This window comes from Luteimonas sp. gir, assembly GCF_037198055.1.
GTDB lineage: Bacteria > Pseudomonadota > Gammaproteobacteria > Xanthomonadales > Xanthomonadaceae > Luteimonas > Luteimonas citri_A.
In genome coordinates this window covers 85998-110885 of record NZ_JBBAXQ010000003.1, presented here as the reverse complement: position 1 = coordinate 110885, position 24888 = coordinate 85998, and the positions used below count along the sequence as shown (strand labels likewise).

At 69.4% G+C, this 24888-nt stretch carries 28 protein-coding genes, 1 tRNA gene and 1 pseudogene; 9 read left to right on the top strand and 21 right to left on the bottom strand.

Annotated elements, in window-relative coordinates; genetic code table 11:
* Positions 1-102: 102 nt before the first annotated feature.
* The 3 genes from WAF18_RS07005 to WAF18_RS06995 all read right to left on the bottom strand — a co-directional run bounded on the left by WAF18_RS07005 (position 103) and on the right by WAF18_RS06995 (position 1905).
* A complete protein-coding gene (locus tag WAF18_RS07005) occupies positions 103-324 on the bottom strand; it encodes a YdcH family protein (RefSeq protein WP_047137910.1) in 222 nt (73 codons plus the stop codon).
* A gap of 475 nt (positions 325-799) precedes the next feature.
* The gene (locus WAF18_RS07000) at positions 800-1375 is read right to left on the bottom strand and encodes a hypothetical protein (protein WP_337244462.1); all 576 of its coding nucleotides are present in this window, start codon (positions 1373-1375) and stop codon (positions 800-802) included.
* Between the two features lie 2 nt (positions 1376-1377).
* On the bottom strand, positions 1378-1905 hold the full coding sequence (locus WAF18_RS06995; protein ID WP_337244461.1) for a DUF4398 domain-containing protein: 528 nt from the start codon (positions 1903-1905) through the stop codon (positions 1378-1380).
* On the opposite strand from WAF18_RS06995, the gene WAF18_RS06990 reads away from it, so the two are divergent.
* Positions 1853-2965, top strand: coding sequence for a PilT/PilU family type 4a pilus ATPase (locus WAF18_RS06990; RefSeq protein WP_183427672.1), 1113 nt, complete (start codon positions 1853-1855; stop codon positions 2963-2965). The genes WAF18_RS06995 and WAF18_RS06990 overlap by 53 nt on opposite strands.
* A gap of 10 nt (positions 2966-2975) precedes the next feature.
* Here the strand turns inward: WAF18_RS06990 and maiA are convergent, their stop codons facing one another.
* From maiA to rplM, 6 genes are all read right to left on the bottom strand, one after another.
* On the bottom strand, positions 2976-3635 hold the full coding sequence (gene maiA, locus WAF18_RS06985) for a maleylacetoacetate isomerase (protein WP_337244460.1): 660 nt from the start codon (positions 3633-3635) through the stop codon (positions 2976-2978).
* Positions 3632-4636: a fumarylacetoacetate hydrolase family protein gene (locus WAF18_RS06980; protein ID WP_337244459.1), complete on the bottom strand. Its 1005-nt coding sequence runs from the start codon at positions 4634-4636 to the stop codon at positions 3632-3634. Before WAF18_RS06980 ends, maiA begins: the two co-directional genes overlap by 4 nt.
* 58 nt (positions 4637-4694) lie before the next feature.
* Positions 4695-5429: a 2OG-Fe dioxygenase family protein gene (locus WAF18_RS06975; protein WP_337244458.1), complete on the bottom strand. Its 735-nt coding sequence runs from the start codon at positions 5427-5429 to the stop codon at positions 4695-4697.
* Between the two features lie 109 nt (positions 5430-5538).
* Positions 5539-5613 (bottom strand) — tRNA-Gln (locus WAF18_RS06970).
* A gap of 90 nt (positions 5614-5703) precedes the next feature.
* Positions 5704-6096, bottom strand: coding sequence for a 30S ribosomal protein S9 (gene rpsI / locus WAF18_RS06965; protein WP_183427676.1), 393 nt, complete (start codon positions 6094-6096; stop codon positions 5704-5706).
* 3 nt (positions 6097-6099) lie between these two features.
* Entirely contained in the window at positions 6100-6528 is a 429-nt protein-coding gene (gene rplM, locus WAF18_RS06960; protein WP_183427677.1) for a 50S ribosomal protein L13, read from the bottom strand.
* A 204-nt stretch (positions 6529-6732) separates the two neighbouring features.
* Between rplM and coq7 the strand changes: the two genes are divergently transcribed.
* A complete protein-coding gene (coq7, locus tag WAF18_RS06955) occupies positions 6733-7380 on the top strand; it encodes a 2-polyprenyl-3-methyl-6-methoxy-1,4-benzoquinone monooxygenase (protein ID WP_337244457.1) in 648 nt (215 codons plus the stop codon).
* A 156-nt stretch (positions 7381-7536) separates the two neighbouring features.
* Here coq7 and speD read toward each other — a convergent pair whose 3' ends face one another.
* Positions 7537-8328, bottom strand: a complete 792-nt coding sequence (gene speD / locus WAF18_RS06950; RefSeq protein WP_183427679.1) for an adenosylmethionine decarboxylase — start codon at positions 8326-8328, stop codon at positions 7537-7539.
* Positions 8329-8517: 189 nt separating this feature from the next.
* Here speD and crp point away from each other — a divergent pair, with 189 nt between their 5' ends.
* From crp to WAF18_RS06935, 3 genes are all read left to right on the top strand, one after another.
* A complete protein-coding gene (gene crp, locus WAF18_RS06945; protein ID WP_337244578.1) occupies positions 8518-9153 on the top strand; it encodes a cAMP-activated global transcriptional regulator CRP in 636 nt (211 codons plus the stop codon).
* Positions 9154-9158: 5 nt separating this feature from the next.
* Positions 9159-9632, top strand: a complete 474-nt coding sequence (locus WAF18_RS06940) for a GNAT family N-acetyltransferase (protein WP_183427681.1) — start codon at positions 9159-9161, stop codon at positions 9630-9632.
* A 62-nt stretch (positions 9633-9694) separates the two neighbouring features.
* The gene (locus WAF18_RS06935) at positions 9695-10447 is read left to right on the top strand and encodes a sulfite exporter TauE/SafE family protein (protein WP_183427682.1); all 753 of its coding nucleotides are present in this window, start codon (positions 9695-9697) and stop codon (positions 10445-10447) included.
* Here WAF18_RS06935 and WAF18_RS06930 read toward each other — a convergent pair.
* The 5 genes and pseudogenes from WAF18_RS06930 to WAF18_RS06910 form a co-directional block, all read right to left on the bottom strand.
* A complete protein-coding gene (locus WAF18_RS06930; protein WP_337244577.1) occupies positions 10433-11122 on the bottom strand; it encodes a haloacid dehalogenase-like hydrolase in 690 nt (229 codons plus the stop codon). The two genes, WAF18_RS06935 and WAF18_RS06930, sit on opposite strands and share 15 nt — an antisense overlap.
* Positions 11123-11383: 261 nt before the next feature.
* A pseudogene (gene trpC, locus WAF18_RS06925) lies at positions 11384-12145 on the bottom strand (indole-3-glycerol phosphate synthase TrpC); the annotation flags it as partial.
* A gap of 76 nt (positions 12146-12221) precedes the next feature.
* Positions 12222-13259 carry an anthranilate phosphoribosyltransferase gene (gene trpD, locus WAF18_RS06920; protein WP_183427683.1) on the bottom strand — a complete coding sequence of 346 codons (1038 nt, stop codon included), beginning with the start codon at positions 13257-13259 and terminating at the stop codon, positions 12222-12224.
* Between the two features lie 98 nt (positions 13260-13357).
* A complete protein-coding gene (locus tag WAF18_RS06915; protein WP_183427684.1) occupies positions 13358-14218 on the bottom strand; it encodes a hypothetical protein in 861 nt (286 codons plus the stop codon).
* Between the two features lie 48 nt (positions 14219-14266).
* On the bottom strand, positions 14267-14845 hold the full coding sequence (locus tag WAF18_RS06910; RefSeq protein ID WP_337244456.1) for an aminodeoxychorismate/anthranilate synthase component II: 579 nt from the start codon (positions 14843-14845) through the stop codon (positions 14267-14269).
* Between the two features lie 215 nt (positions 14846-15060).
* Here WAF18_RS06910 and WAF18_RS06905 point away from each other — a divergent pair, with 215 nt between their 5' ends.
* Together WAF18_RS06905 and WAF18_RS06900 are read left to right on the top strand one after the other, a co-directional pair.
* On the top strand, positions 15061-15315 hold the full coding sequence (locus tag WAF18_RS06905; protein WP_337244455.1) for a DUF2249 domain-containing protein: 255 nt from the start codon (positions 15061-15063) through the stop codon (positions 15313-15315).
* Positions 15316-15320: 5 nt separating this feature from the next.
* Positions 15321-15932 carry a hypothetical protein gene (locus tag WAF18_RS06900; RefSeq protein WP_337244454.1) on the top strand — a complete coding sequence of 204 codons (612 nt, stop codon included), beginning with the start codon at positions 15321-15323 and terminating at the stop codon, positions 15930-15932.
* Positions 15933-15948: 16 nt separating this feature from the next.
* Here the strand turns inward: WAF18_RS06900 and trpE are convergent, their stop codons facing one another.
* The 4 genes from trpE to WAF18_RS06880 form a co-directional block, all read right to left on the bottom strand.
* A complete protein-coding gene (trpE, locus tag WAF18_RS06895) occupies positions 15949-17433 on the bottom strand; it encodes an anthranilate synthase component I (protein WP_337244453.1) in 1485 nt (494 codons plus the stop codon).
* A gap of 112 nt (positions 17434-17545) precedes the next feature.
* Entirely contained in the window at positions 17546-18505 is a 960-nt protein-coding gene (gene yegS, locus WAF18_RS06890; protein ID WP_337244452.1) for a lipid kinase YegS, read from the bottom strand.
* A gap of 360 nt (positions 18506-18865) precedes the next feature.
* Positions 18866-19549 (bottom strand): ribulose-phosphate 3-epimerase, encoded by a 684-nt coding sequence (rpe, locus tag WAF18_RS06885; RefSeq protein ID WP_337244451.1) that lies wholly within the window; start codon positions 19547-19549, stop codon positions 18866-18868.
* A gap of 159 nt (positions 19550-19708) precedes the next feature.
* On the bottom strand, positions 19709-20053 hold the full coding sequence (locus WAF18_RS06880; RefSeq protein ID WP_183427690.1) for a J domain-containing protein: 345 nt from the start codon (positions 20051-20053) through the stop codon (positions 19709-19711).
* 114 nt (positions 20054-20167) lie between these two features.
* On the opposite strand from WAF18_RS06880, the gene WAF18_RS06875 reads away from it, so the two are divergent.
* Positions 20168-21064: a phosphoribosylaminoimidazolesuccinocarboxamide synthase gene (locus WAF18_RS06875; RefSeq protein WP_337244450.1), complete on the top strand. Its 897-nt coding sequence runs from the start codon at positions 20168-20170 to the stop codon at positions 21062-21064.
* Between the two features lie 168 nt (positions 21065-21232).
* Here WAF18_RS06875 and WAF18_RS06870 read toward each other — a convergent pair whose 3' ends face one another.
* Positions 21233-23236: a serine hydrolase domain-containing protein gene (locus tag WAF18_RS06870; RefSeq protein ID WP_337244449.1), complete on the bottom strand. Its 2004-nt coding sequence runs from the start codon at positions 23234-23236 to the stop codon at positions 21233-21235.
* Between the two features lie 232 nt (positions 23237-23468).
* On the opposite strand from WAF18_RS06870, the gene WAF18_RS06865 reads away from it, so the two are divergent.
* Positions 23469-23963: an Mpo1-like protein gene (locus tag WAF18_RS06865; RefSeq protein ID WP_337244448.1), complete on the top strand. Its 495-nt coding sequence runs from the start codon at positions 23469-23471 to the stop codon at positions 23961-23963.
* 10 nt (positions 23964-23973) lie between these two features.
* Here WAF18_RS06865 and WAF18_RS06860 read toward each other — a convergent pair whose 3' ends face one another.
* Entirely contained in the window at positions 23974-24834 is an 861-nt protein-coding gene (locus tag WAF18_RS06860; protein ID WP_337244447.1) for an NAD-dependent epimerase/dehydratase family protein, read from the bottom strand.
* Positions 24835-24888: the final 54 nt, after the last annotated feature.

Sequence of the window (24888 nt, the reverse complement as noted above, 5' to 3'; positions counted from 1 at the left end):
GTCGATTATCGCCCATCGCCACCGCGCCGGTCGCGGTACCCGGCATTCGCGGGCGATGGCGGCCGACGAGGATGACCGCCACCGCCCGCGACTGACGTGAACCTAGTGTTTCTGCATCGCGTCGTACATCGACGCCAGGCGGTCCTTCGCGGCAAGTTTCTCGCGCTTCATCTGCGACAGCGTGGCTTCATCCACCGGCAACACGCCCAGCTCGGCATTGAGCACTTTCTTGTCCAACTCCTTGTGCCGGTAGTAGAGCTGTCGGAACTCGACATTGCCCTTCATGATTTCTTCGAGTTCCACCTGCGAGTGCGCTTCGAACATGAAATCCTCCTGACACGAATGCGAACGCCCCGGCCGGCGACGGCAGGGGCGCTGCGGGGACGGCCTCCAGGGGACGGGCCTCGAACGATCCGCTCGGGCATGCGGCGCCGCGCTTGGGGCGGGCATCGGACACCTCATGAGGGATCGTCTCGGTCATCGGCCTGGTTCGTTGACCGGATGGCGAAAGAGGAGACCACCCGGCGCAATCGACCCTACTCCGGGGTCGCAACGGCGGCAAGGCCCCGACGGCATGCGACAACGCGGCCGCGCGGTCAGACACGTTAAGAGCAGCGCTCAGGGACCCACGCACATCGCGTCATGGCGCGGCCGGCACGTTAAGATGACGCCAAGTGCTTGATTCCACTTGGATTCATGGATGTGAGGTGATCCACCGGGACAGCACATCCCGGCGCGCCCACAGCCAGTGACAGGGCCCGCATGTCGCGCCGGCCGTCTCACGCAGCCGACGGATGACTCAGGGCTCGAGGCTCTTGAGCAGTTCGGCCTCGCGCCGCTTGAGTTCGGCCTCACGCTGGCGCGCGGCGCGCAACTTGGCGGCCTCGCCACTCGCGACCCCCTGCAGCACGGTCTCGGCCTGCTGGCGCGCGGCCAGTTCCTCCTCGGCCGCCAGACGCAGGCGCGCGGCTTCCTCGGCCTGGATCTGCGCCTGGATACGCAGGCGCTCGGCCTCCTGGCGTGCCCGCACGGCGTCCTGCTGGCTGGCCTCGACCAGCAACTGCGCGCGCTCGCGCTCGAGTTCGCCCAGCTCCCGGCGCGCGACCTCGGTCTGCGCGGCGACTTCGGCCGTTTCCACCCGCCACTGTGCAATCTGCAGCGCGGATGCGCGCTGGCTGCTCCGCACCGTGGCGAGCGTGGCCAGGGCCTGGCGTGCCTGCAGGCGCTCGTAGGCGGCCGCGCCGGCGGTCCCGGCATCGGCATCGATGGCCTGCAGCCGCTGCTGAAGCGCGGCAGCATCGGTGTCGTTGCCCGATTGGGCCCAGGCCGTGGACACGGCCATGGTCAGGGCGAGCGTCAGAATCGACAGGCGCATGCTCAGTTCTCCCCCTGCAGCCGCTGGCGCAGATTGGTGATCTCGGCGCGTCGCTGCGCCAATTCGGCCTCGGTGGCCGCCTGACGCGCGCGGGCGTGGGCCAGATCGGCGAGCGCGGAGGCCGACAGCGCGAGCGTCCGCGCTTCGGCATCGCGGCCGTTGCCGGCCGCCGCCTGCGCCTGTTCGAGCGCGCGGCGCGCCTGGTCGATCTGCATCGGTGCGTACTGGTCGGCGTCGGCATCGCCAGCCCGGGCGACCGACAGCCGGGCAGCTGCGAGATCCTCGGTCGGTGGCGGTGCGCTGGCGCAGCCTGCAAGCGACAGGGCACAGGCGAGCACGGCTGCGCCCAGCAGTGGCCGGATGTATGCGAAGCTTGTCTTCATCGAAGCATCGTGCCCGAAAAGCGTCATTACGGGCATTGTCGTCAGCAAGCCGGGGGCGCGCAATGTGCCCCGGCCGCCCGTGGGGAATTCATACATGGACATCGGCCCGTTTCTGAAGCTGATGACGGAAAAAAGCGCGTCGGACATGTTCCTGAGCACCGGCGCGCCGATCCACATCAAGATCGAAGGTCGGTTGCAGCCGCTCGAGGGCACGCATCTGGCGCCGGGGGTCGTCCGCCAGATCGCCTACTCGATGATGGACGAGCAGCAGATCCGGCGTTTCGAGCGCGACCTCGAGATGAACATGGCCTACTCGCTGCCCGAGGTCGGCCGCTTCCGGGTCAACGTCTTCCGGCAGCGCGGCGAAGCCGGCATGGTGGTGCGTGCGATCAGCAGCAAGATTCCCGACATCGCGCAGTTGCAGCTGCCGCAGGTGCTCAAGGACGTGATCACCGCACCGCGCGGGCTGGTGCTGATCGTGGGCTCCACCGGCTCGGGCAAGTCGACGACGCTGGCGTCGATGATCGATCACCGCAATACCTGTTCGGCCGGCCACATCCTCACCATCGAGGACCCGATCGAGTACCTGCATCGGCACAAGCGCTCACTGGTCAACCAGCGCGAGGTCGGGATCGACACCCAGACCTTCCACAACGCGTTGAAGAATGCGATGCGCGAAGCGCCCGACGTGATCCTGATCGGCGAGATCCTCGACGCGACCACGATGGAAGCGGCGATCGCGTTCGCCGAGACCGGGCACCTGTGCCTGGCCACCCTGCACTCCAATAATGCCGACCAGACGATCGAGCGCATCCTCAACTTCTTCCCTGAGGCCGCGCACAAGAACGTGCTGATGAACCTGTCGCTGAACCTGCGCGCGGTGATCTCCCAACGCCTGGTCGAGGGCGTGGACGGCCGCCGGCTGCCGGCGACCGAGGTGCTGCTCAACACGCCGACGATCCGCGACCTGCTGCGCCGAGGCCATGTCCACGAGGTCAAGCAGGCGATGGAGGAATCGCTCGAGGAAGGCATGGAGACCTTCGACCAGTGCCTCTACCGCCTCTACAAGAGCGGGCGCATCGAGCGCGAAACCGCACTGCGCGCCGCCGACTCGCGCGACGGCCTGGACCTGAAATTCCGGCTCTCTGAAGGTTCAGCCGACGCCCACGATCCGTACGCGGACGTGTTCGCCCCGCAGTCGCTCTAGCCCGCGGCCTTCAGGCGGCGTCGGGCTGGGCCTCGGGCCGCGCGGCGGCGAAGGCCGGCATCGCCAGGCAAGCCGATTCGATCGCGAGGATGCGTGGGTACGGCGCGAGCTCGACGCCGAAACGGCGGGCGTTGTAGAGCTGCGGGACCAGCGCGCAATCGGCAAGCCCGGGCGCATCGCCGACGCAGAACCTGCCCGCTTCGGGCGCCTCGCCCAGCAGGCGCTCGAACGCCGCGAGCCCATCACTGACCCAGCGCCCGATCCAACGGGTGCGTCCTGCCGCATCGATGTCCCATTCGTGTTCCAGGAACTGCAGCACGCGCAGGTTGCCGAGCGGATGAATGTCGCAGGCCACCAGTTGCGCGAGCGCACGCGCGCGATGGCGCGCGACGGGATCGGTGGGGAGCAGCGGCGACGACGAGAAGACCTCGTCGAGGTATTCGATGATTGCCAGCGACTGGGTCAGCATGCGCTCGCCATGCCGCAACACCGGCACCAGCCGCTGGGGATTGCGCGCCGCGTGCACGGGCGCGCGTTGCTCGCCGCCGTCGCGCAGCAGGTGCACCGGCACCGACGCGAACGCCAGCCCCTTGAGGTGCAGCGCGATGCGCACGCGGTACGCGGCGCTCGAACGCCAGTAGCCGTACAGCGTCAGCGCAGCATCGGTCATGCGTCGGCGTCTACGTCGGGAACGTAGCGCTCGACGACCTGCTCGATCGCACCGAAGATGCTCGCCCCGGACGCATCGAGCATCTCGATGCGCACGGTGTCTCCGAACGACAGGAACGGCGTCTTCGGCGCGCCATGCTCGAGGGTTTCGACGACGCGTCGCTCGGCGAAGCACGAGGCTCCCTTGCTGGTATCGGCGTTGGCGATGGTGCCCGAACCGACGATCGTGCCGGCCGTCAGCGGCCGCGTCCTGGCCGCGTGGGCCACCAGTTGCGCGAAGTCGAACTGCATATCCACGCCCGCCTCCGGCGCGCCGAACCAGTCGCCGTTGACGTGGGTCACCAGCGGCAGGTGCAGCTTGTGCTCGCGCCAGGCCTCCCCCAGTTCGTCCGGCGTCACGAACACCGGACTCAGTGCCGACCTCGGCTTGGCCTGCAGGAAGCCGAAGCCCTTGGCGAGTTCGCCCGGGATCAGGTTGCGCAGGCTGACGTCGTTGACCAGGCCGACGAGTTGGATATGGCCGGCCGCTTGGGCCGGCGTCACGGCCATCGGCACATCGTCGGTGACCACGACGATCTCCGCTTCCAGATCGATCCCGTAGTCTTCGCTGGTCACCTTGACCGTGTCACGCGGGCCGTAGAACCCGGCGCTGGTCGCCTGGTACATCAGCGGATCGGTATAGAAACTCTCGGGCACCTCGGCGCCCCGCGCGCGACGCACCCGCTCGACGTGCGGCAGGTAGGCGCTGCCGTCGACGAACTCGTAGGCGCGCGGCAGCGGCGCGGCGAGCCGGACGAGATCGAGGTCGAAGACACCGTCGGCGTCGCCGGCGTTGAGCGATTCGTAGAGCGCATTGAGCCGGGGCGCGGCGTTCGACCAGTCGTCGAGCGCCTGCTGCAGTGTCGCCGCAACGCCGGTGGCACGCACGGCGGTGGCCAGGTCGCGCGAGACGACGATCAGGGTGCCGTCACGGCCGCCCTCCTTCAATGAACCCAGCTTCATGGCAACTCCGGTTGGCGTCGGCTATTCGTTGCGATTGTAACCAAGTGCCGGCCCGCGATCAGTCCTCGCCCTGGAACGCGCCGCTGCGGTAGGTCAGCACCAGAGTATCGCGATGGCCGGCGGCGTCGATCGGCTGGATCGGCGTCGATTCGTGGATGACGCGGTGGTCGTCGAGCAGCAATGCCGACCACGGCCGGGTCAGCGTGAAGCGCTGGCCGCTGGGGCCGTCGGCGTCGAAGACGCGGGTTTCGCCGCCCTTGATGCCCTCGCGGGCGACGAGCAGCACGGCGACGAAATCCACGCCGTCGCGATGCGCACCTTCGGGCGTCGGCCGCCCGATGCCATCGGTGGTGTCGATGCGGAACTGGTGCGCCTCCACGTACCAAGGCTGGCGTGCGCGGACCTGGTCGAACACCGCGCCGAGCCCGGCGATCAGCGCCGTCCACACCGGCGCCGCGGCCGTGGCCGCGTCGACCGGTTCGAACCAGCGATGCATACCGCCGTGCAGCGCGTTGTAGTCCTCCGATTGCCAGTGCGCGCGTCGCGCCGCCGCGACGAGTTGGTCGCCGTGCTGCACGTAGCAGGCATGGCGGCGCCGACGATAGCGCCCGCCATCGCGCAGGTAGCCGTCGGGCGGTAACGCGTCCCAGTCGGATCGCAGCGCCTGCAGATCGGCGATCGCGACCTCGCACAGCGTCGACAGCGCGTCGGGGGCCAGCACCGCGAAACCGTGGGCCTTGAGATCGGCGACCGCACGCGCGGCGTCGGATAACGGAGGAAGAGGGCTGTGCATCGGCGGATTCTAGGGCGTGGAACCGGCCTGCGGACGAGCGCGTTTGCTGGGACAAGCGCGAATGTCCGCGCAAAAAAAAAGCCCGCCTTTCGGCGGGCTTTTTCGTAGATGGCAGCCCCGGATGGATTCGAACCACCGAATGCCTGAGTCAGAGTCAGGTGCCTTACCGCTTGGCGACGGGGCTATGACGCTATTGTACCGCCGAAACCGCAAAAAATCGCAAGTCCCGGCGATGCCGGATCCACGCATCGCGCGTGGATCCGAACCCGCGCGATCAGCGCTTGGAGAACTGCGTGGCGCGGCGAGCCTTGTGCAGACCGACCTTCTTGCGCTCGACTTCGCGCGCGTCGCGGGTCATGAACCCGGCCTTGCGCAGTTCGGTCTTCAGCGTTTCGTCGTATTCGACCAGCGCGCGCGCGATGCCCAGGCGGATCGCACCGGCCTGGCCGGTGGTGCCGCCGCCGGTGGCGGTGACGACGACGTCGAAGGTCTCGGTGTTCTGGGTCAGCTCGAGCGGCTGACGCACGATCATGCGCGCGGTCTCGCGGCCGAAGAACTCGTCGAGCGGACGGTCGTTGACGGTGATCTTGCCGCTGCCCTTGCGCAGGAACACGCGGGCGACAGAGGACTTGCGACGGCCGGTGCCGTAATTCTGGGTGATAGCCATGACTTAGAGTTCCAGGGGCTGCGGCTGCTGGGCGGCGTGCGGATGCTCGGCACCCTTGTACACCTTGAGCTTGCGGTACATGGCACGGCCGAGCGTGTTCTTCGGCAGCATGCCCTTGACGGCGATCTCGATCACGCGTTCGGGGTGGCGCTCGAGCGCCTGGCCCAGCGATTCGGTCTTGAGGTTGCCGATGTAGCCCGTGAAACGGTGGTAGAGCTTGTCGGTCATCTTCTTGCCGGTCACCGCGATCTTCTCGGCGTTGATCACGACGATGTAGTCGCCGGTATCGACGTGCGGGGTGTAGACGGGCTTGTGCTTGCCGCGCAGGCGGTGGGCGATTTCCGCGCTCAGGCGGCCCAGCGTCTTGCCGGTGGCGTCGACGAGATACCAGTCGCGCTGGACGGTCTCGGACTTGGCGGTGAAAGTCTTCATGACGGGTTGGTACTCGGTCGGTGACTGGTCGGGCTGATTGCGCCGGTGGCCGGCGGAACTTCGCCTCGCGTTGTGTACGGTGCAGCAAAGAGGCGGGATGATAGCGCGACCGGTCATCGCGCGCAACCAAGTGCCTGGACCGCGCTGGCATCGGCTGCCCGCACCGCAGACAATGGACCGCCCCGGACACCTGGAGCCACCGCGATGTCATCGTCCCGATCGAGGTTCGGCCCGCTCGACCAGGTCCTGGTCGAAACCCAGCGCGCGCTGGAGACAGTCTTCGGCAATCCGCCCGCCGCCCGCCCCAACCCGGCAGCCGACACCCCCGACGTCGTGCTCGACCCGCACGAACGCCGCCATGCGGCCGGACTGATGCGCATCAACCATGTCGGCGAAGTCTGCGCCCAGGGGCTGTACTTCGGGCAGGCCGCGGTCGCCCGCGAGCCCGACACCCGCGACCACCTGCTCGAGGCCGCGCAGGAGGAGACCGACCACCTGGCCTGGTGCGCGCAGCGCCTGCGCGAGCTCGACAGCCGGCCCAGCATGTTCAATCCACTGTGGTACGGCGGCAGCTATGCGCTCGGCGTGCTCGCCGGGCTGCGCGGCGACGGCTGGAACCTCGGCTTCGTGGTCGAGACCGAGCGCCAGGTGGAAGCCCATCTGGACGAGCACCTGGAGACGTTGCCGCCGGCCGACGCGCGCAGCCGCGACATCCTGCGGCAGATGAAGGAGGACGAGGCCCGGCACGCCGACCACGCGGAACTGGCCGGCGCCCGCGCGCTGCCCTGGCCGATTCCCTCGCTGATGTCGGCCGCCTCGTCGGTGATGAAGACGGTGGCGTACCGGCTGTAGCGCCAGGGGCCCTGACGGGCGATCGGTAGCGAACGACGCGGCAGGCGCCCGGCGTCGGCCAGGCACCCAACGGATCGCCGCGCACTCCAAACGAAAACGGCCCCGCATCACGCGAGGCCGTTTTCGAATCATGCATCGCCGATCACGGCGCCTGCGTCAGTCGACGAGGTTGCGCCCGTGATAGAGCTCCTCGATCTCGCGCTTGAGGCGCGCCTCGATCTTCATCCGGTCCTTGAATGACAGGTTGCGCGCCTTCTCCTCGAACAGGTACTGGTCGAGGTCGAAATCCTTGAGGTGCATCTTCGTGTGGAAGATGTTCTCCTGGTAGACATTCACATCGAGCGCGTCGTAGCGCGACTTGATGTTCTTGGCCAGGTAGTCCTGGATCGAATTGATCTTGTGGTCGATGTAGTGCTTCTTGCCCTTCACGTCGCGGGTGAAGCCGCGCACGCGGTAGTCCATGACCACGATGTCCGACTCGAGGCTCTCGATCAGGTAGTTGAGCGCCTTGAGCGGCGAGATCACGCCGCACGTCGCCACATCGATGTCGGCGCGGAAGGTCGCGATGCCGTTGTCGGGGTGGGTCTCGGGATAGGTGTGGACGGTGATGTGCGACTTGTCGAGGTGCGCGACCACCGCATCGGAGATCACGCCCTTGGCGTCCTTGCGGTCGATCACCGGTTCCTCGGAGATCAGGATCGTCACCGACGCGCCCTGGGGCTCGTAGTCCTGACGGGCGACGTGCAAGATGTTCGCGCCGATGATCTCCGCGACATCGGTCAGGATCTGCGTCAGCCGGTCGGCGTTGTAGACCTCGTCGATGTAAGCGATATAGCGCTGGCGCTCGTCCTCGGACGAGGCGTAGCACACGTCGTAGATGTTGAACGACAGGGCCTTGGTCAGGTTGTTGAAACCCTGGAGCTTCAGGCGCGGGAGCGGTTTGACCACAGCGGTCGACCCTCGGGGGTTGGGCGAAACGGCGATTATGCGGCAAACCGGGGCCCGCTCGCGACCTCGGCGCATCGCGGTTTGCCCCCGACCGGCCGACCGCCTACTCTTCGGCATTCCCCGCTGCGATGCCTCATGCCCTCCGATCCCGTGGCCCTGATCAATTCCCATGTTCGCACGCCGCATCCGATGTCGCCGTCGGCAGCGGCCATCGAACGCTTCCTCGCCCATTGCCACCGCCGGCGCTATCCGCCGCGCAGCGAGGTGTTCCGCCCCGGCGATCCGGCGGGCACGCTGTACTACGTGGTGAGCGGCTCGGTCAGCATCATCACCGAGGAGGAGGACGGCCGCGAACTGGTGCTGGGGTACTTCGGGCCGGGCGAGATGGTCGGCGAGATGGGCCTGTTCATCGAATCTGACGTGCGCGAGGTCATCCTGCGCACCCGGACCCAGTGCGAGCTGGCCGAGATCAGCTACGAGCGGCTCTATCAGCTGTTCGAGACCACGCTGGCGGGTGATGCCACCTCGATCATGTATGCGATCGGCGCCCAGCTCTCGCGCAGGCTGCTCGACACCAGCCGCAAGGCCGGCCGGCTGGCGTTCCTGGATGTCACCGACCGCATCGTGCGCACGCTGCACGACCTGACCCAGGAGCCGGATGCGATGAGCCACCCGCAGGGCACCCAGTTGCGGATCTCGAGACAGGAGCTGGCCCGGCTGGTCGGCTGCTCGCGCGAGATGGCCGGCCGGGTGCTCAAGAAGCTGCAGGCCGACGGCAAGCTGACCGCCCGCGGCAAGACCATCGTGCTGTTCGGGACGCGGTAGACGCCATGAGCACCGGACATTTCGCACCGCGCGGCGATCTGCCCGACGCCGATCTGCGCAGCGCGTCGGCCATCGACGCCGACGACGTCGCCGCCCTGCTCTCGGAGCTGGGCTATCCCTGCGGCGTGGACGACGCGCGCGAGCGCATCCTGGCGGTCACCGCCAACGACCGCCAGGCGCTGGTGGTCGCACGCAGCGGTGGCCGGGTCTGCGGGCTGGTCGCGCTGGACTTCATGTACTACCTGCCGCTGGGCACCACCACCTGCAGGATCACCGCGCTGGTGGTCACCGATACCGCGAAGGGCCAAGGGCTGGGCCGCCAGTTACTGAAGGAGGCCGAGCGCCGCGCGCGCTTCGCCGGCGCGGCGCGGCTGGAACTGACCAGCGGCTCGCAGCGCACCGATGCGCACGCGTTCTACCGGGCCTGCGGCTTCTCCGACGGCACCCTGCGCTTCATCAAGCGGCTCGGCGACGCCTGATCCTTCGACAGCGCGCCCCTTGGGCGCCGTATGCTGTGGCCGACCATCGCAATGGACCGCACATGACGCTTGGCGACCAATTCCTGTTCTTCGTGCTGGTCGGCCTGGCCGCGCAGCTGATCGATGGTGCGCTGGGCATGGCGTTCGGGCTGGTGTCCTCCTCGGTGTTGCTGAGCATGGGCGTGCCGCCGGCGGCGGTGAGCGCCAGCGTGCACACCGCCGAGGTGTTCACCACCGGCGCTTCGGGCGTGTCGCACCTGGCGATGCGCAATGTCGACCGGCGGCTGTTCTTCCGCCTGGCGATCCCGGGCATGGTCGGCGGTGTGCTCGGCGCCTATGTCCTGACCCGATTGCCCGGCGACGTGGTCCGCCCGTTCATCTACGCCTACCTGCTGGTGCTCTCGGTGCTGATCCTGCTGCGCGCAGCGGGTCGGATGCTGCCCCGGCGCGAGGTGCAGCGGGTGCCGCTGCTCGGCTTCGTGGCCGGCCTGCTCGATGCCAGCGGCGGTGGCGGCTGGGGCCCGGTCGCGACCTCGACGCTGCTCGCGCGCGGCGGCACGGCGCGCACGACGATCGGCACCGTCAACGCCGCCGAGTTCCTGGTCACGTTGTCGATCTCGGTTACGTTCTTCCTGACCATCGGCCTGCAGCACCTGGACGTGGTGCTCGGCCTGCTGGTCGGCGGCATGATCGCCGCGCCGCTGGCGGCGCTGTTCGTGCGCCATGTGCGCGAGCGCTGGGTGCTGCTGGCGGTGGGCGTGCTGGTGATGGCGATCAGCCTCTACCAGATCGGCCGGTCGCTACTGCCCGGCTGAGCCTGCCGGGGTGCCGGCGCGATCGCCGCAGCCCCAGTTGAGGATCGGTGTGCCTGACGGCAGTACGCGCCGGAACATCGCCACCGCGCCCGCCTTCGGGTTGACCACCACCGGGCTTGCCGCCGCCTTGAGCAGCGGCAGGTCCGCGCTCGAATCGGAATAGGCGATGTCGATGTCACCGTAGCCGCGCTCGCGCAGCATGCGCATCTTCTCCTCGGCATGGCAGTGCCGCGTGGCCACGACGGCGCCGAGCTTGGGGCCCACCGCGGTGCCGATCACCGGCACGGTCTCGTGCGCCACAAAGGCCAGGATCGCGCGCGCCAGTTCGGGCGGCGCGCCGGTCGCCACGACCACGCGGTCGCCGGCTTCGCGGTGGCCGTGCAGCACCTCGAGCGCCACCGGCAGCAGCCGCGGGCGGATCTGGTCGGCGTGCCGGGCGACGTAGAGATCGATCAGGCGATCCAGCGACCCGCGGCTGTTCAGACCCACGGTGCCGATCCACGCGTAGCCGGAGATGCCGTAACGACGGGTCGGCAGGCAGGCGATCATCGGCCCGAGCAGCGGCGTGGCCAGCAGCGCCAGCGCCGTGCGCCAGGCGCTGCGGCGGATCAGCCAGCTGAACAGGTGCGTGCCCGAATCGCCGTCGTAGAGGGTGTGGTCGAAGTCGAAGACCACGGTGCGCGGCGCAGCGGCGGCCTGTGCATCGGTGGCCGGCCCGCCGGCCGCGGCGGCAGCCGGCGTCAGCAGCCCGGCCAGCGTCGGCGCGGCATTGTTGGCAGGCGCGTCGCCGGGCGAGGCCCGGGCCGGATCGCTGGCCTCGACGATCACCGCGGTCAGTGGCGCACGCGGCGCGTCCGCTTCATCCGGTGCCTGCGGCGGCGGCGCGATGACCTCGGGCGGCGGCAGGGCCGGCGAGAACAAGGCGCCGAGCGCGACGCCGGGATCGGGTGCGCGCATGAAGGCTTCGCCGACCAGGAAAGCGTCGATGCCCGCCTCGCGCATCCGCGCAACGTCGTCGGCCGTATGGATGCCGCTCTCGGTGACCAGGCGCCGATCGCGCGGCACCGCGCCCTGCAGCGACAGCGTGGTGTCGAGCGAGACCTCGAAGCTGCGCAGGCTGCGGTTGTTGATGCCCAGCAGCGGCGACGGCACCTGCAGCGCGCGTTCGAGCTCGTCGATGTCATGCACCTCGACCAGCACGTCGAGATCCAGCGACATTGCCAGCCCGGCCAACTCGGCCAGCGCGCGATCGTCGAGCGCGGCGACGATCAGCAGGATGCAGTCGGCGCCGAGCGCGCGCGACTCGTGGACCTGCCAGGGGTCGACGATGAAATCCTTGCGCAGCACCGGCAGCGAGCAGGCGGCGCGCGCCTGCACCAGATAGTCGTCGGCGCCCTGGAAGAAGTCGATGTCGGTCAGTACCGACAGGCAAGCCGCACCGCCGGCCGCGTAGCTGCGGGCGATGTCGGCGGGGCGAAAGTCCGGGCGGATCACGCCCTTCGACGGGCTGGCCTTCTTGATCTCGGCGATCACCGCCGCATCGCCTGCGGCGATTCTGGCCTCGATCGCCGCGGCGAACCCACGGACCGGGCCGGCATCGGCCGCGCGCGCCGCGATCTCGGCCAGCGGGCAGACGGCGCGACGAGCGGCGACTTCTTCGTGTTTGCGCGCGACGATGCGCTGCAGGACGTCGTTCAAGATCGTAGAACCGCGGCGGACGGACAGGGCCGCCCAAGATACCGCAGGTGATGCCGCCGCCGGGCGCCGGGCCCGATCAATGGGCCCGACCGTTGGTCGCCGCCACGAACGCGTCGAGCCGCGCACGCGCGCCGCCGTCGGCGATCGCCTTGTGCGCGCGCGTAACGCCATCGGCGATCGAGTCGGCCACGCCGGCGACATACAGCGCCGCGCCGGCGTTGAGGCAGACGATGTCGCGTGCCAGCCCCGGCGTGTCGTCGAGTGCGGCCAGCAGCAGCGCCTTCGATTCGGCCGCGTCGGCGACCCGCAGGTTGCGGCTGGCCGCCATCGCGATGCCGAAGTCCTCGGGATGGATCTCGTACTCGTGCACCTGCCCGTCGCGCAGTTCGCCGACCAGGGTGCCGGCGCCCAGCGAGATCTCGTCCATGCCATCGCGCCCCCAGACCACCAGCGCGCGCTCGGCGCCCAACTCCCGCAGCACGCGGACCTGGATGCCGACCAGGTCGGGATGGAACACCCCCATCAGGATGTTCGGTGCGCCGGCCGGATTGGTCAGCGGGCCGAGGATGTTGAAGATCGTGCGCACGCCCATCTCGCGTCGCACCGGGGCGACGACCTGCATCGCCGGGTGGTGCACCGGTGCGAACATGAAGCCGATCCCGGTGCGCGCGATGCAATCGGCGACCGCCTCGGGCTGCAGGTCGATGCGCGCGCCCAGCGCCTCGAGCACGTCGGCGCTGCCCGATTTCGACGACACGCTGCGGTTGCCGTGCTTGGCGACCTTGGCGCCGGCCGCGGCGACCACGAACATGCTCGCCGTGGAGATGTTGAAGGTGTGCGCGCCGTCGCCGCCGGTGCCGACGATGTCGACCAGTTGCACGCGGTCGTCCTCGGCGAGCGGCACCGGCAATGCGAACTCGCGCATGACCTGCGCCGCCCCCGCGATTTCGTCGACGGTCTCCTTCTTGACCCGCAGGCCCGAGAGGATCGCCGCCGTCATCAGTGGCGAAACCTCGCCACGCATGATCTGGCGCATCAGCTCGACCATCTCGTCGCGGAAGATCTCGCGGTGCTCGATCGTCCGTTGCAGGGCTTCGTGGGGGGTGATGGGCATCGCGACGCGGACTCCTGGCGCAGGCTGACGCTGCAGATTGTCGCCGATCCCGGCGCCGTGCCCGCAATCGCAGGGCACGAACGCTGCCGCGCTGCCGCTCAGGGCTTGCCGTTGGACACCGTCATCCGGTCGAAGACCTTGACCACGACACCGCCACCGGGCACCAGCGCACCCGCGACCTCGGCACCGAGTTCGAACATCGTCTCGCGGGTCACCAGCCGGTTCACCTTGTCCTTGAACCACTGCCCGGCCTCGACGACCTCGCCGGTCAGCCCATCGACCTCGATCACGCCGCGCCGGTCGGCATTGGACCAGACGTACTCGAACGCGAACACCGGACGGAAGAACAGGTGCAGCTTCTCGAACCGGTCCTGGTCCTCGTGGATCTCGTGGGCGTTGATGGCCTCGGCTGCCAGCTTGGCCTTGGCGATCTGGATCGCCGAGGCCATCGGCACCCGCGGCTGCACCGCCTCGGGCCGGTCGAGCGCTTCGAGCTCGGCGTGCTTGTAGCGCTCCACGTAGGCCGCCAGCGTCGCCGCCTTGATCTCACGCCCCAGGCCGTCGACATAGTCGGCGTAGTCGACCCGGCGATAGCACTGCTCGATGACCGGCACGTCGATCCGGCCCTTGCCGCCGTTGCGCGCGACCTCGTAGGACTGCGCCCCGATCTGGACCGACTTGGCATGCGGGTTGTGCACCGGAACCGGGTAGTCGACCCGGCAGGCGTACTCGACGGTCCGCTGCGCGACCACGTGCCAGAACGGCTCCAGGCGCATCTCCTGCCGCGACAGCAGCACGGTCTCGGGCTTGGGGCGATTGAGCGGGTTCCACTTGGCCAGCGTCCCGAAGGCGCCGAGTTTCTTCTTCTCGGCCTGCTCCTGCGCGGCCCGGAACGAGTAGACCTCATCGAAAACGTAGAGCCGGGCGGCGCCCGGGTGCGCTGGCACCTGCATGTCCATTGTGTCCTTCTCCTTCTGGAATCCGCGTTTGTCCTCGCCCCGCCCCACTCAGCGCGTCAGGAAGTTCTTCAGCAAGGCATGGCCGTGTTCGGTGAGGATCGACTCGGGGTGGAACTGCACGCCCTCGACCGGATACGTGCGATGGCGCAGGCCCATGATCTCCTCCACCGTGCCGTCATCATGCTCGGTCCAGGCGGTGACCTCCAGGCAATCGGGCAACGATGCGCGCTCGACGACCAAGGAGTGGTAGCGGGTGGCGTCGAAGCCATCGGGCAATCCGGTGAACACGCCGCGGCCCTTGTGCCGGATCGGCGAGGTCTTGCCGTGCATGATCCGGCCGGCGCGGACCACGCGACCGCCGTAGGCCTGGCCGAGCGCCTGATGGCCCAGGCACACGCCCAGGATCGGCACCGTCGCCCCGAGCCGCTCGATCACCGCCAGCGACACGCCCGCCTCGTTCGGCGTACACGGGCCGGGCGAGATCACGATCCGCTCGGGGGCGAGCCGCTCGATCTGTTCGACCGTCAATGCGTCGTTGCGCTCCACCCGGACCTCGGCGCCGAGCGCCTGCAGGTACTGCACGAGGTTCCAGGTAAAGCTGTCGTAGTTGTCGAGCATCAACAGCACGGCTGGGCACCTTGACGTGTGTGGGGTAAGCAGGCGGCGCGGCATCGCGTCGGCCCTTCAGGCACGCGCCGAGGATTGAAGGCGCCCGGCATTATCCGTCGCGGCGCGGCGCACCGACACCCCCTTGCGCATCGATGATCGCCCGCTGTCTGACCTGGATCAGGGCGGCGCCCGCAGCGGTCGCCCAGGATGGCGACACCCATCCGGAGACCGCCATGACCAGTGCCGCAGCCCCGACCTACACCGCCCACCCCTTTGACGCTCGCGGCATCGCCCGGCGTTTCCGCCATTCGGCGATCTTCGGCGCACTGGGCGCGCTGCAACCGGGCGAGGCCATGCGCTTCGTCAACGACCACGACCCGTTGCCGTTGCTCGACCAGTTGCGCGAGCGTTTCGGCGAGCGGCTGGAGATCGCCTACCTGCAGCGCGACCCCGGCGTGGTGGCGATCGACTTCATCATCCGGAGCTGAGCGCTGTGGGTTTCCCCGCGTTCTTCGCGCAGGCGCCGGTCCTGCGGCTGCGCGACGACCTGTCGATGCTGCTCGGTGCGACGCCTGACGGGATCATCGAGTACCGCTACGCAGATGCGGTGCGCCTGGCCGGCCATTCGTGTCCGACGGTGGCCGGCGCATGGCTGTGCGCGCGGGCCGGGCTGCGTGCGCTGTACGGCGAGGCCGTACCCGAGCGCGGCGGCGTGTCGGTCCATTTGCCCGATGACGAGGATACTGGCGTGACCGGCGTGGTCGGGCAGGTGCTGACGCTGGTCACCGGCGCGGCCGGGGCCGGCGGCTTCAAGGGCCTCGGCGGCCGCCATGCGCGCAATGGGCTGCTGCATTACGGCGATGGCGGCAGCGCCTCGCTGCGGTTGCGTCGGCTCGATACCGGCGCCGCGATCGAGGTGGTGCTCGACACCGCACCGGTGCCAGCCGACGCCGAGCAGCGCGCATTGCTCGGCGCGGTCGTCCAGGGCACCGCCGATCCGGACCAGCGACACCGGTTCGGCGAGGCCTGGCAGGCGCGGGTACGCCGGCTGCTGCTTGATCACGCCGACGACCCGGCCGTGGTGCGCGTGCGCGCCGTCGCCTGAATGCCGTCGCCTGCGGCTACAGCCCCTTCGCCGCCTGCGCGACCGCGCGGAACAGCGCGCGGCCCTTGTTCATCGTCTCGGCCCATTCCATGTCGGGATCGGAGTCGTACACGATGCCCGCGCCGGCCTGCACGTACAGGCGACCGTCCTGGATCACCGCGGTACGGATCGCGATCGCGGTATCGGCGTCGCCGTGCCAACCGATGTAACCGACCGCGCCCGAGTACACGTTGCGCTTGACCGGCTCGAGGCTGCGGACGATCTCCAGCGCGCGCACCTTCGGCGCGCCACTGACCGTGCCGGCCGGGAACGTCGCGCGCAGCACATCGGCGTAGCTCAGGCCGGCCTTCAACCGACCGGTGACCTCGCTGACGATGTGCATGACATGGCTGTAGCGCTCGATCACGAAGCGCTCGCCGACCTCGACCGTACCCGGCGCCGAGACATGGCCGACGTCGTTGCGGCCCAGGTCGATCAGCATCAGGTGCTCGGCGCGCTCCTTGGGATCGGCCAGCAACTCGGCCTCCAGTGCCTGGTCCTGCGCCGGGGTCGCGCCACGCGGGCGCGTGCCGGCGATCGGACGCACGGTGACCGCATCGCCCTGCAGGCGCACCAGGATCTCCGGCGACGAACCCACGACCTGGGTCCCGCCGACATCGAGGAAGTACATGTACGGCGAGGGGTTGAGTGCGCGCAGTGCCCGGTAGACGTCGACCGGGCGGGCCTGGAACGGCACCGACATGCGCTGCGACAGCACGACCTGGAAGGCGTCGCCGTCGGCGATGTAGTCCTTGACCTGCGCCACCGCGTCGATGAAGCCCTCGCGGGTGAAGCCGGACACGAAGTCCGATTCGTCCAGCGCGGCCGGCTGCAGGGTTTCGGGGTAGCCCGCCCCGCCCTGGCGCAGCCGGTGGCTGAGTGCATCGAGCCGGCGGTTGGCGCGCGCCCAGGCCTGGGGCTCGCGCGGGTCGGCATGCACGATCAGGTACAGCCGGCCCTTGAGGTTGTCGAACACCGCGACCTCGGTGCTGAGCATCAGCAGGATGTCCGGCGTGCCCAGCTCGTCGCGCACGTCGGCGCGCGCCGCATTGCGCAGCCGCGGCTCGATGTACTCGATGCACTCGAAGCCGAACCAGCCGACCAGGCCGCCGGCGAAGCCGGGCAGGCCCTCGACCCGCGGCACCGAATGCTCGGCGCGCAGGCGCTCGACCTCGGCGAACGGATCGGCGACCTCCCGCGTTTCGATCGTCTCGCCGTGCTCGCGAACGGTCAGCGTGTGGCCGCGGAAGGCGTACACCCGCTCGGCCGGCAACCCGATGATCGAATGCCGACCGAAGCGCTCGCCGCCCTCGACCGATTCGAACAGGTAGGTGTGCGGCCCATCGGCTAGCTTGAGATAGACCGACAGCGGCGTGTCGAGGTCGGACAGCACCTCGCGCACCACCGGGATGCGTGTGTGGCCGTCAGCGGCGTACTGCTGGAACTGGGACTGCGAGATCACGCGGCATTTCCTCGGGCAACGGGCGGGCGGACACGGCGGCAGAACGCCGCCATCGCCGGTCGATGCCGAGGATCCACAGGTGCGGGGCAGCGGGAACGCGCATCCCGCTACTCTAGCGAGTCGCCCCTGGTGATGCGACTGTCCCGGCGCCGCGCAACGGGCAGTCCACAGGCAGGTGCATGCGGATCCGGCCGGCGACGCATTCGACCGCGAAGCGCCGCGAGGCGTGCGGCTCGCCATCGAGGTTGAGCGTGAGCGGCGCATCCGACTCGACGACCAGCCGCGGCAGCCGGCGACGCACCGCGACGTGGTCGAGCGCGGCGACCTTACCCTCGACCAATGCGGTGCGCAGCGCCGCGACAACCTCGCCCTCGAATTCGGGCACGATCGTCAGATCGATCATGCCGTCATCGATCCAGGCGTCGGGACACAGCGCCTGCCCGCCGCCGGCCTGACGGCCATTGCCGATACCCAGCGCGACCAGGCCGCCGTCCCAGGCGAAATCGGGACCGCGCACACGCACCTGGATCGGCTCGATCCGGCCCACCCGAGACAGCCCGGTCACGAAGTAGGCCAGCCCGCCAAGCACGCGCTTGAGGGCGTCGCGCGTCTCGACCGTCACCTGGGTGCCGAAGCCCCCCGAGGCCAGGTTCGCGCACCACAGCACGGCGTCGTCGGCCGCCACGCGCAGCACATCGACGGGGCGAGGCGGCAGTTCGGCCACCAGGGCAAGTGCGTCCTGCGGCGCATCGGGTATCTGCGCTGCGGTCGCGAAGTCGTTGGCAGTCCCCAGTGGCAACACGCCCAGCGACGGCAGCGCATCGGCCGCTTCCGGACGTGCAGCAAGTGCGGAGACCACCGCATTGACCGTGCCATCACCGCCGCCCACGATCAGCGTGTCCACGCCACTGGCCAGTGCTTCATCGACGAAGCGCGCGGCATCGCCCGCCTCCCAGGTCACCCGGACCGCCAGCGCGATGCCACGGCCGCGCATCGTCGCAACCGCCTCGCGCACCGCCTCCACCCCCGCCGATTTGCCGTTGAGGATCAGACACCAGGACGGAGCAGGCATGGGGCACGAGACAAGGGAAAGGTGGCGCAGCGTAGCGGAGTGCGCGGCATGCGCTGTTAAACGCCCCTCACGCCCTCGCCCGCGCGCCGTCATGACGCTGTCATCGAGCGCCCGGACCATGGGAGGCCATAGCAGGGACGACGGGCGGAGGCAGGATCAGCCTCCAATCTTCCGGAAGGCCGCATCGCAGGATGCGGCCTTTCTTCTGCGCCTCTCCTTGCGCGCATTCCTCTCCGGAAGGGGCCGCCGCCTGTCGGCCGCAAGCCGCTCTTCCCTCGGCAGGCCCCAGCGCAAAACCGGGGTCAGAGTGCAATTGCGTGAGGCGAAACTGCACTCTGACCCCGGTTTAAAGTGCTGGCTTCAGGCCGACAGGTCGCCGGCGCGGGCGATCTGTGTGCGCATCGCCTCGACGACCGCACGGTAGTCGGGCTGGCCGAAGATCGCCGAGCCGGCGACGAAGGTGTCGGCGCCCGCCGCGGCAATCTGGCCGATGTTGTCGGGTTTGACGCCACCGTCGATCTCCAGCCGGATCGGTTTGCCGGTGGCGTCGATGCGCTCGCGCACGCGGCGCAGCTTGTCGAGCGTCGAGGGAATGAACGCCTGGCCGCCGAAGCCCGGATTGACCGACATCAGCAGCACCATGTCCAGATCTTCGAGCACGTAGTCGAGCACCTCGACCGGCGTCGCCGGATTCAACACCAGGCCAGCCTGGCAGCCCTCGGCGCGGATCAACTGGATCGTGCGGTGCACGTGGCGGCTGGCCTCGGGATGGAAGCTGATCAGCGTCGCGCCGGCGCGGGCGAAGTCCGGCACGATGCGGTCGACCGGCTCGACCATCAGGTGCACGTCGATCGGCGCAGTCACCCCGTGCTTGCGCAGCGCCTCGCACACCAGCGGGCCGATCGTCAGGTTCGGCACGTAATGGTTGTCCATCACGTCGAAATGCACCCAGTCGGCACCGGCGGCGAGCACGGCGTCGACCTCCTCGCCGAGCCGGGCGAAGTTGGCGGACAGGATCGAGGGCGCGATGACGGCGGGCTGCATGGATGGCTCCGGGAGCGACGGAAGGACGCGGCGAGGGCCGCAGGCCGTCATTCTACGCGGCGGCGCACGCGGCCCAGTGCTCGCCGGGCGCAGCGAACGGGCTCGGCGGGCGCCACCGGGACAGTGGGACGTATGCGCCGACGATGCGCGTGCCGCGCCTCAGCGCCGGGGACGCTTGCGGCCGTCGCGGCCGCGGCGCAGCCGATCGTAGGCGGCATTGAGCTCGGCGGCCCGCGCCTCGGCCTGGGCCCGCAGCTCCGGCGCCGCGCCGGCCACACGGTCGGGGTGGTACTGCGAGATCAACCGGCGATAGGCCTGGTCGATCTGGACCTGGGTGGCGTCCGGGGCCAGGCCGAACACCGCATAGTCCTTCTGCTGGCGCGGCGCCAGCCAGCCGGCATCGAACGCATGGCCGATCACCAGCCCGATCACGCCGCCCGCCGGGTGGCGCAGCAGCAGCCATCCGGCGATGAAGCCCAACAGTTTTCCGTACCAGCGTTGCATGGCCGGCAGTGTAGCGGTTCGCCGCCGCGCGGGCGGTCGAGAAGCCCCCCTGCACCGCGACCGCGTTCGCACTACACTTGCCGGCCGTTTTGCGACGCAACCCGGACCACCCCTGTGTCGACGACCCTGCTCGAAGCGAACCTGCCCGGCCTCCACCTGCGCCACCGCGGCAAGGTCCGCGACGTGTTCGAGCTTGGCGAGGAGCGGCTGCTGATCGTCGCCACCGACCGCCTGAGCGCGTTCGACGTCGTGCTGCCCGACCCGATTCCCGGCAAGGGCGAGATGCTCTGCCAGATCAGCAACTTCTGGTTCGAGCAGACCGCGGCGCTGATGCCCAATCACCTGACCGGCGTGGAAGTGGCCAGCGTGCTGCCCGCAGGGGTCGATCCGGCGCTCTATGCGCAGCGTGCGGTCGTGACGAAGAAGCTCAAGCCGGTCCCGGTCGAGGCGATTGCCCGCGGCTACCTGATCGGCAGCGGCTGGAAGGATTACCAGCGCACCGGCCGGGTCAGCGGCATCGCGCTGCCGGGCGACCTGCGCCAGGCCGAACAGTTGCCGCAGCCGATCTTCACGCCGTCGACGAAGGCCGCCGTCGGCGACCATGACGAGAACATCGACTTCGACACGATGGTGCGCCACATCGGCGCCGATCTTGCCGAACAGGTGCGCGACGCCACGCTGCGGCTGTATGCGCATGCCGCCGCGCATGCCGCTGAGCGCGGCATCATCCTGGCCGACACCAAGTTCGAGTTCGGCACCGATGCCGACGGCCGCCTGTACGTCATGGACGAGATGCTGACCCCGGACTCGTCGCGTTACTGGCCGGCGGACGAATACCAGGTCGGCACCAGCCCGCCGAGCTACGACAAGCAGATCGTGCGCGACTATCTGGAAACGCTGGACTGGGACAAGACCGCGCCGGGCCCGCGCCTGCCGGCCGAGGTCATCGCGCGCACCCGCGCGCGCTACGCCGAGGCCCTGCAACGGCTGGCGGGCATCGCCGTCGACTGAAGGCGCATCGGCGCGCGCAGCGTGACTGGCGCGGTGCCCGATGAGGAATGCGATCAGGGGGCCGCGCGCGGCCTACAGCGGTGGGCCGACCCACACGGCCATGCCATCGGGCCGACGCGACGCGACCAAGCCGATGGGGCAGACGCGTGCGTCTGCCCCGCCCCGCCATCAGAAGTCGGTGACGAAGGTCACCAGGCCGCTGATCACGGCGGCATAGCTGGTCGCGAGCATCGCCACCAGCAGCAAGGCTGCCCACAGCCGCGCGGGCCAGCCGCGTCCGCCACGCCAGGTCTCGCGCAGGTTCCAGGCCGACGTCGCGAGCCCGGCCGCGATCGCGACGACAGACAGCGCGCTCAGCACCAGCACCCAACCATTGAGGCCGTCGTTGATCCGGAAGTAGTCGGCCATGAACCAGGCGATCAGGCCGATCCAGCCGGCCCAGCTCAGCAACACCAGCCAGCTTGCGGCGCGGCTCGCCCGGTAGGCGCGTACAGTGCGCGGCGGCCACGGCAGCGCGAGGCGATAGCGGCGCCGCACCAGTGCACTGACCGGCCAGGCCAATGCGCTGAGCACCAATACCGCGAACGACACACCCAGCACCGGCATCAGCCACGCGGCCGAGCGATAGCCTTCGACGCGCTGGAAGAGCATGAACGGCGAGACCGCATCGACCGAGAACGCAGTCACCTTGCCGTCTTCGACCACCGCGGCCAATCGCTGCTTGCCATCCAGCGTGCGCCAGACGAACGGCGCCACCGGATAGAAGCGACCCGGCTGGCCGTCGGTGCCCGAGAACATCGGGAACCCGACCGAACCGTCGCCGTAGTCCACGAGCTGCACCTGCTGGAGCTGCATCAGGCGCATGAAGCCCGACTCGCTGCGGCGCGAGTTCAGGTAATGGCCTGCGGCGAGCAGCCGGGCCTGCGCCTTCGCTGTCTCGATGTCGACCTGGGCCGGCGGCGTCTGCGCGGGGAAGTAACGGTCGGCGAAGCCTTCGAGCAGTTCGCTGCGGATCACGCCGGTCGCGCCGTCCGCGCCGGTGCTGTTGACCGACACGAAGACACCCACGCCCTGATCGCGGAACAGATACAGATACGAGTGGAAGAAGATCGTGTCGCCGCCGTGGCCGAGCACCCGCTGTCCGTTGAGGTCGATCTCGTAGAAGCCCAGCGCCATGGTCCGCAGCGGCGGGACGAAGCGGGTCTGCGGCGTGTACATCTGCGCCGCGGTCGCGGCCTTGAGCAGCGGAGAGTCGCGGCCGGCCGCGGTCTCCAGGTGCGCGATCATGAAGCGCGCCATGTCGCTGCCGGTGGCCGCCAGGGCGCCGGCCGGCGCCGACGGCACGACTTCGTAACCACCGGGTTCGTCCGAGGCGAGCTGATAGCCGCGCGCCATCAGCCCGGCCAGTTCGTCGGGCAGCGGCTGGCGGAAGCTCGAGCGGGTCATCCGCAACGGCTGCAGGACATGCCGCTCGATGTAGTCGTCGAACGACTCGCCACTGACCCGCGCGACGATGTAGCCCGCCAAGCTGGTCGCGTAGTTCGAGTACGCCGGGACCGTGCCGGACTCGAAGATCTGGCCGGGCACCCAGGCCTTGAGGTAGGCGCCGAGCTCGGTCTTGCCGGCGCGCGCCTGCGCCTCGGTGGTCATCAGATTCTTGACCCGCTCCTCCAGTCCCGAGGTGTGGGTCATCAGGTGGCGCAGCGTGATCGGTGTCCCGCGCGTCGGCACCCGGAAGTCGAGGTAGTCGTTGATGTCGGCATCCAGATCCAGGCGCCCGGCCTCGACCTGCTGCATCACCGCCGTCCAGGTCAGCAGCTTGGAGACCGAGCCCGGCCGGAACAGCGTCGCGTCCGGATCCACCGGCTGGCGCTTGGCGACATCGGCGTAGCCGTAACCACGCTTGGCGATGATCTCCCCGTCCTTGACCACGGTGACCACACCGCCGGCGATGTTGCCGCGGGCCAGCGCATAGGGCATGAACCCGTCGAGCCAGGCCGTGACATCAGTCCCGGTCAGGACATGGGCGCCGTCGGCGGCCGGGGGCGTTTCGACAGTCGCCGGCAGCTCGGGGGCCGCCGGGGCCGCGGGCGCGGGCCCCGTCTGGGCGAACGCGGAGGTGCACAGCAGCAAGCAGGCCAGCAACGATCGCACACGCAACGAACCTGACATCGGGAGCACCTCGACGGGACGGACGTAGGACCAATCTGCCGACTGTCTCGCCCCGAATCGGACAAGTCAAGCCTGATCGGAAAATATTCTCGCTTCTGGCACAGATGACCGACCAGGGAGAAAACGACGCCGAGCGCCGCACCCACGTGGCAGATATCGGCGCGGGCGACCGGCATCGAACGCGCTGCATTCTGCGAAGATGCCCGCGCACCCACGGCACCCGGGAGTCCTGATGGACACGACACACGACGGCGAAGGCGTGCGCCCGATCGAGCACTGGTTCGCGCATTACTCGGCCGACCATCGCAACGCAGCCAACCAGCGGATCCATGTCGTCGCCGTGCCGGCGATCCTGTGGAGCGTGGTGGCCCTGCTGTGGTGCCTGCCGCCGGGGCCGTTCTTCCGCCATGGGGCCTGGGCCGCGCTCGCGATGTTCGGCGCCTGGCTGTTCTACCAGCGCGCGTCGCGCCCGCTGGGCCTGGGCATGCTCGCCGTCTTCATGGCGATGGCCGCGGCCACGGCCTGGCTGCATCGCACGCTCGGCACGCCCGGGCTGCTGGCGCTGGGCGCGGCCGTCTTCGTGGTGGCATGGATCGCCCAGTTCGTCGGCCACAGCCGGTGGTTCGAGGCCCGCAAGCCGAGCTTCCTGACCGACTTGCGCTATCTGCTGATCGGGCCGGCCTGGGTATTGGCCAAGCTGTATCGGCGGCTCGGCTGGCGGTACTGAGGGGGGTCGCTCAGTCCGGGAACATCGACGCGTCGGGCACAAACGGCCGCGGCGCGTAGCCGAACGCGGCCTGCGCCGGGGCGGGGTCGAACACCAGATCCTCGCGCATCCGCGCCACCGCCCCGGCCGGCAATCCCTGCAACTGACCGGCGCGATGCGCCAGCTGCAACGCCACTTCGAACAACGGCGCCGGCAGCAGCAATAGCCGTGGCCGCGGGGTCAGCACCGCCAGCGTGCGCGCGACCATGTCGCGATAGCGCAGCGTCTCGCCGCCGGGCAAGGCGTAGGCCTGGCCGGCGGCGGCCGGTGCATCGACCGCAGCCAGCGCCGCGGCCGCCAGATCGTCGGCATGCACCGGCTGACGCAGGCCACGCGCATCGGTGGGCAGCACGAAGAGGCCGCGGCGGCGCGCAAGCGCGACCACGCGCGCCAGGTTATGCGCGCTGCCGTGCCCGTAGATCAGCGTCGGGCGCAACAACGTCGCCGCCGCGCCGCGATCGCCGGCGGCCGCGAACAAGCGCGTCCCGGCTTCGCGCAGCCGGGACGCCAGCGCGCGTTCGTCGGGGTCGGCCGCAGCCTGCTTGGTCGCGTCGCTGGTGGATCCAAACGCCACCACGCGCGGGCTCTCGGGGCCAGTGGCCGCATACCAGATCGAGAAATGGTCCAGCGGCCCACAACTGAAAACGGCATCGAAGCGACCGGTCAGCACCGGCATCGCCTGGAAGCCGCCCAGATGCCAGCGCAGGCCCGGTTGCGACGGACGGGCCTCGCGCGAGACCGCATCGACCGTCCAGCCAGCGGCGAGCAGCCGCGCCACCAGCGCACGCCCGATCGCGCCACTGCCGCCCAGCACCAGTGCATGCCTGTTCATGTCCGTCCGCCGTGGAGAGGCGGCCGGCCCCGGGAAGACGCGAACGGCGCGGAG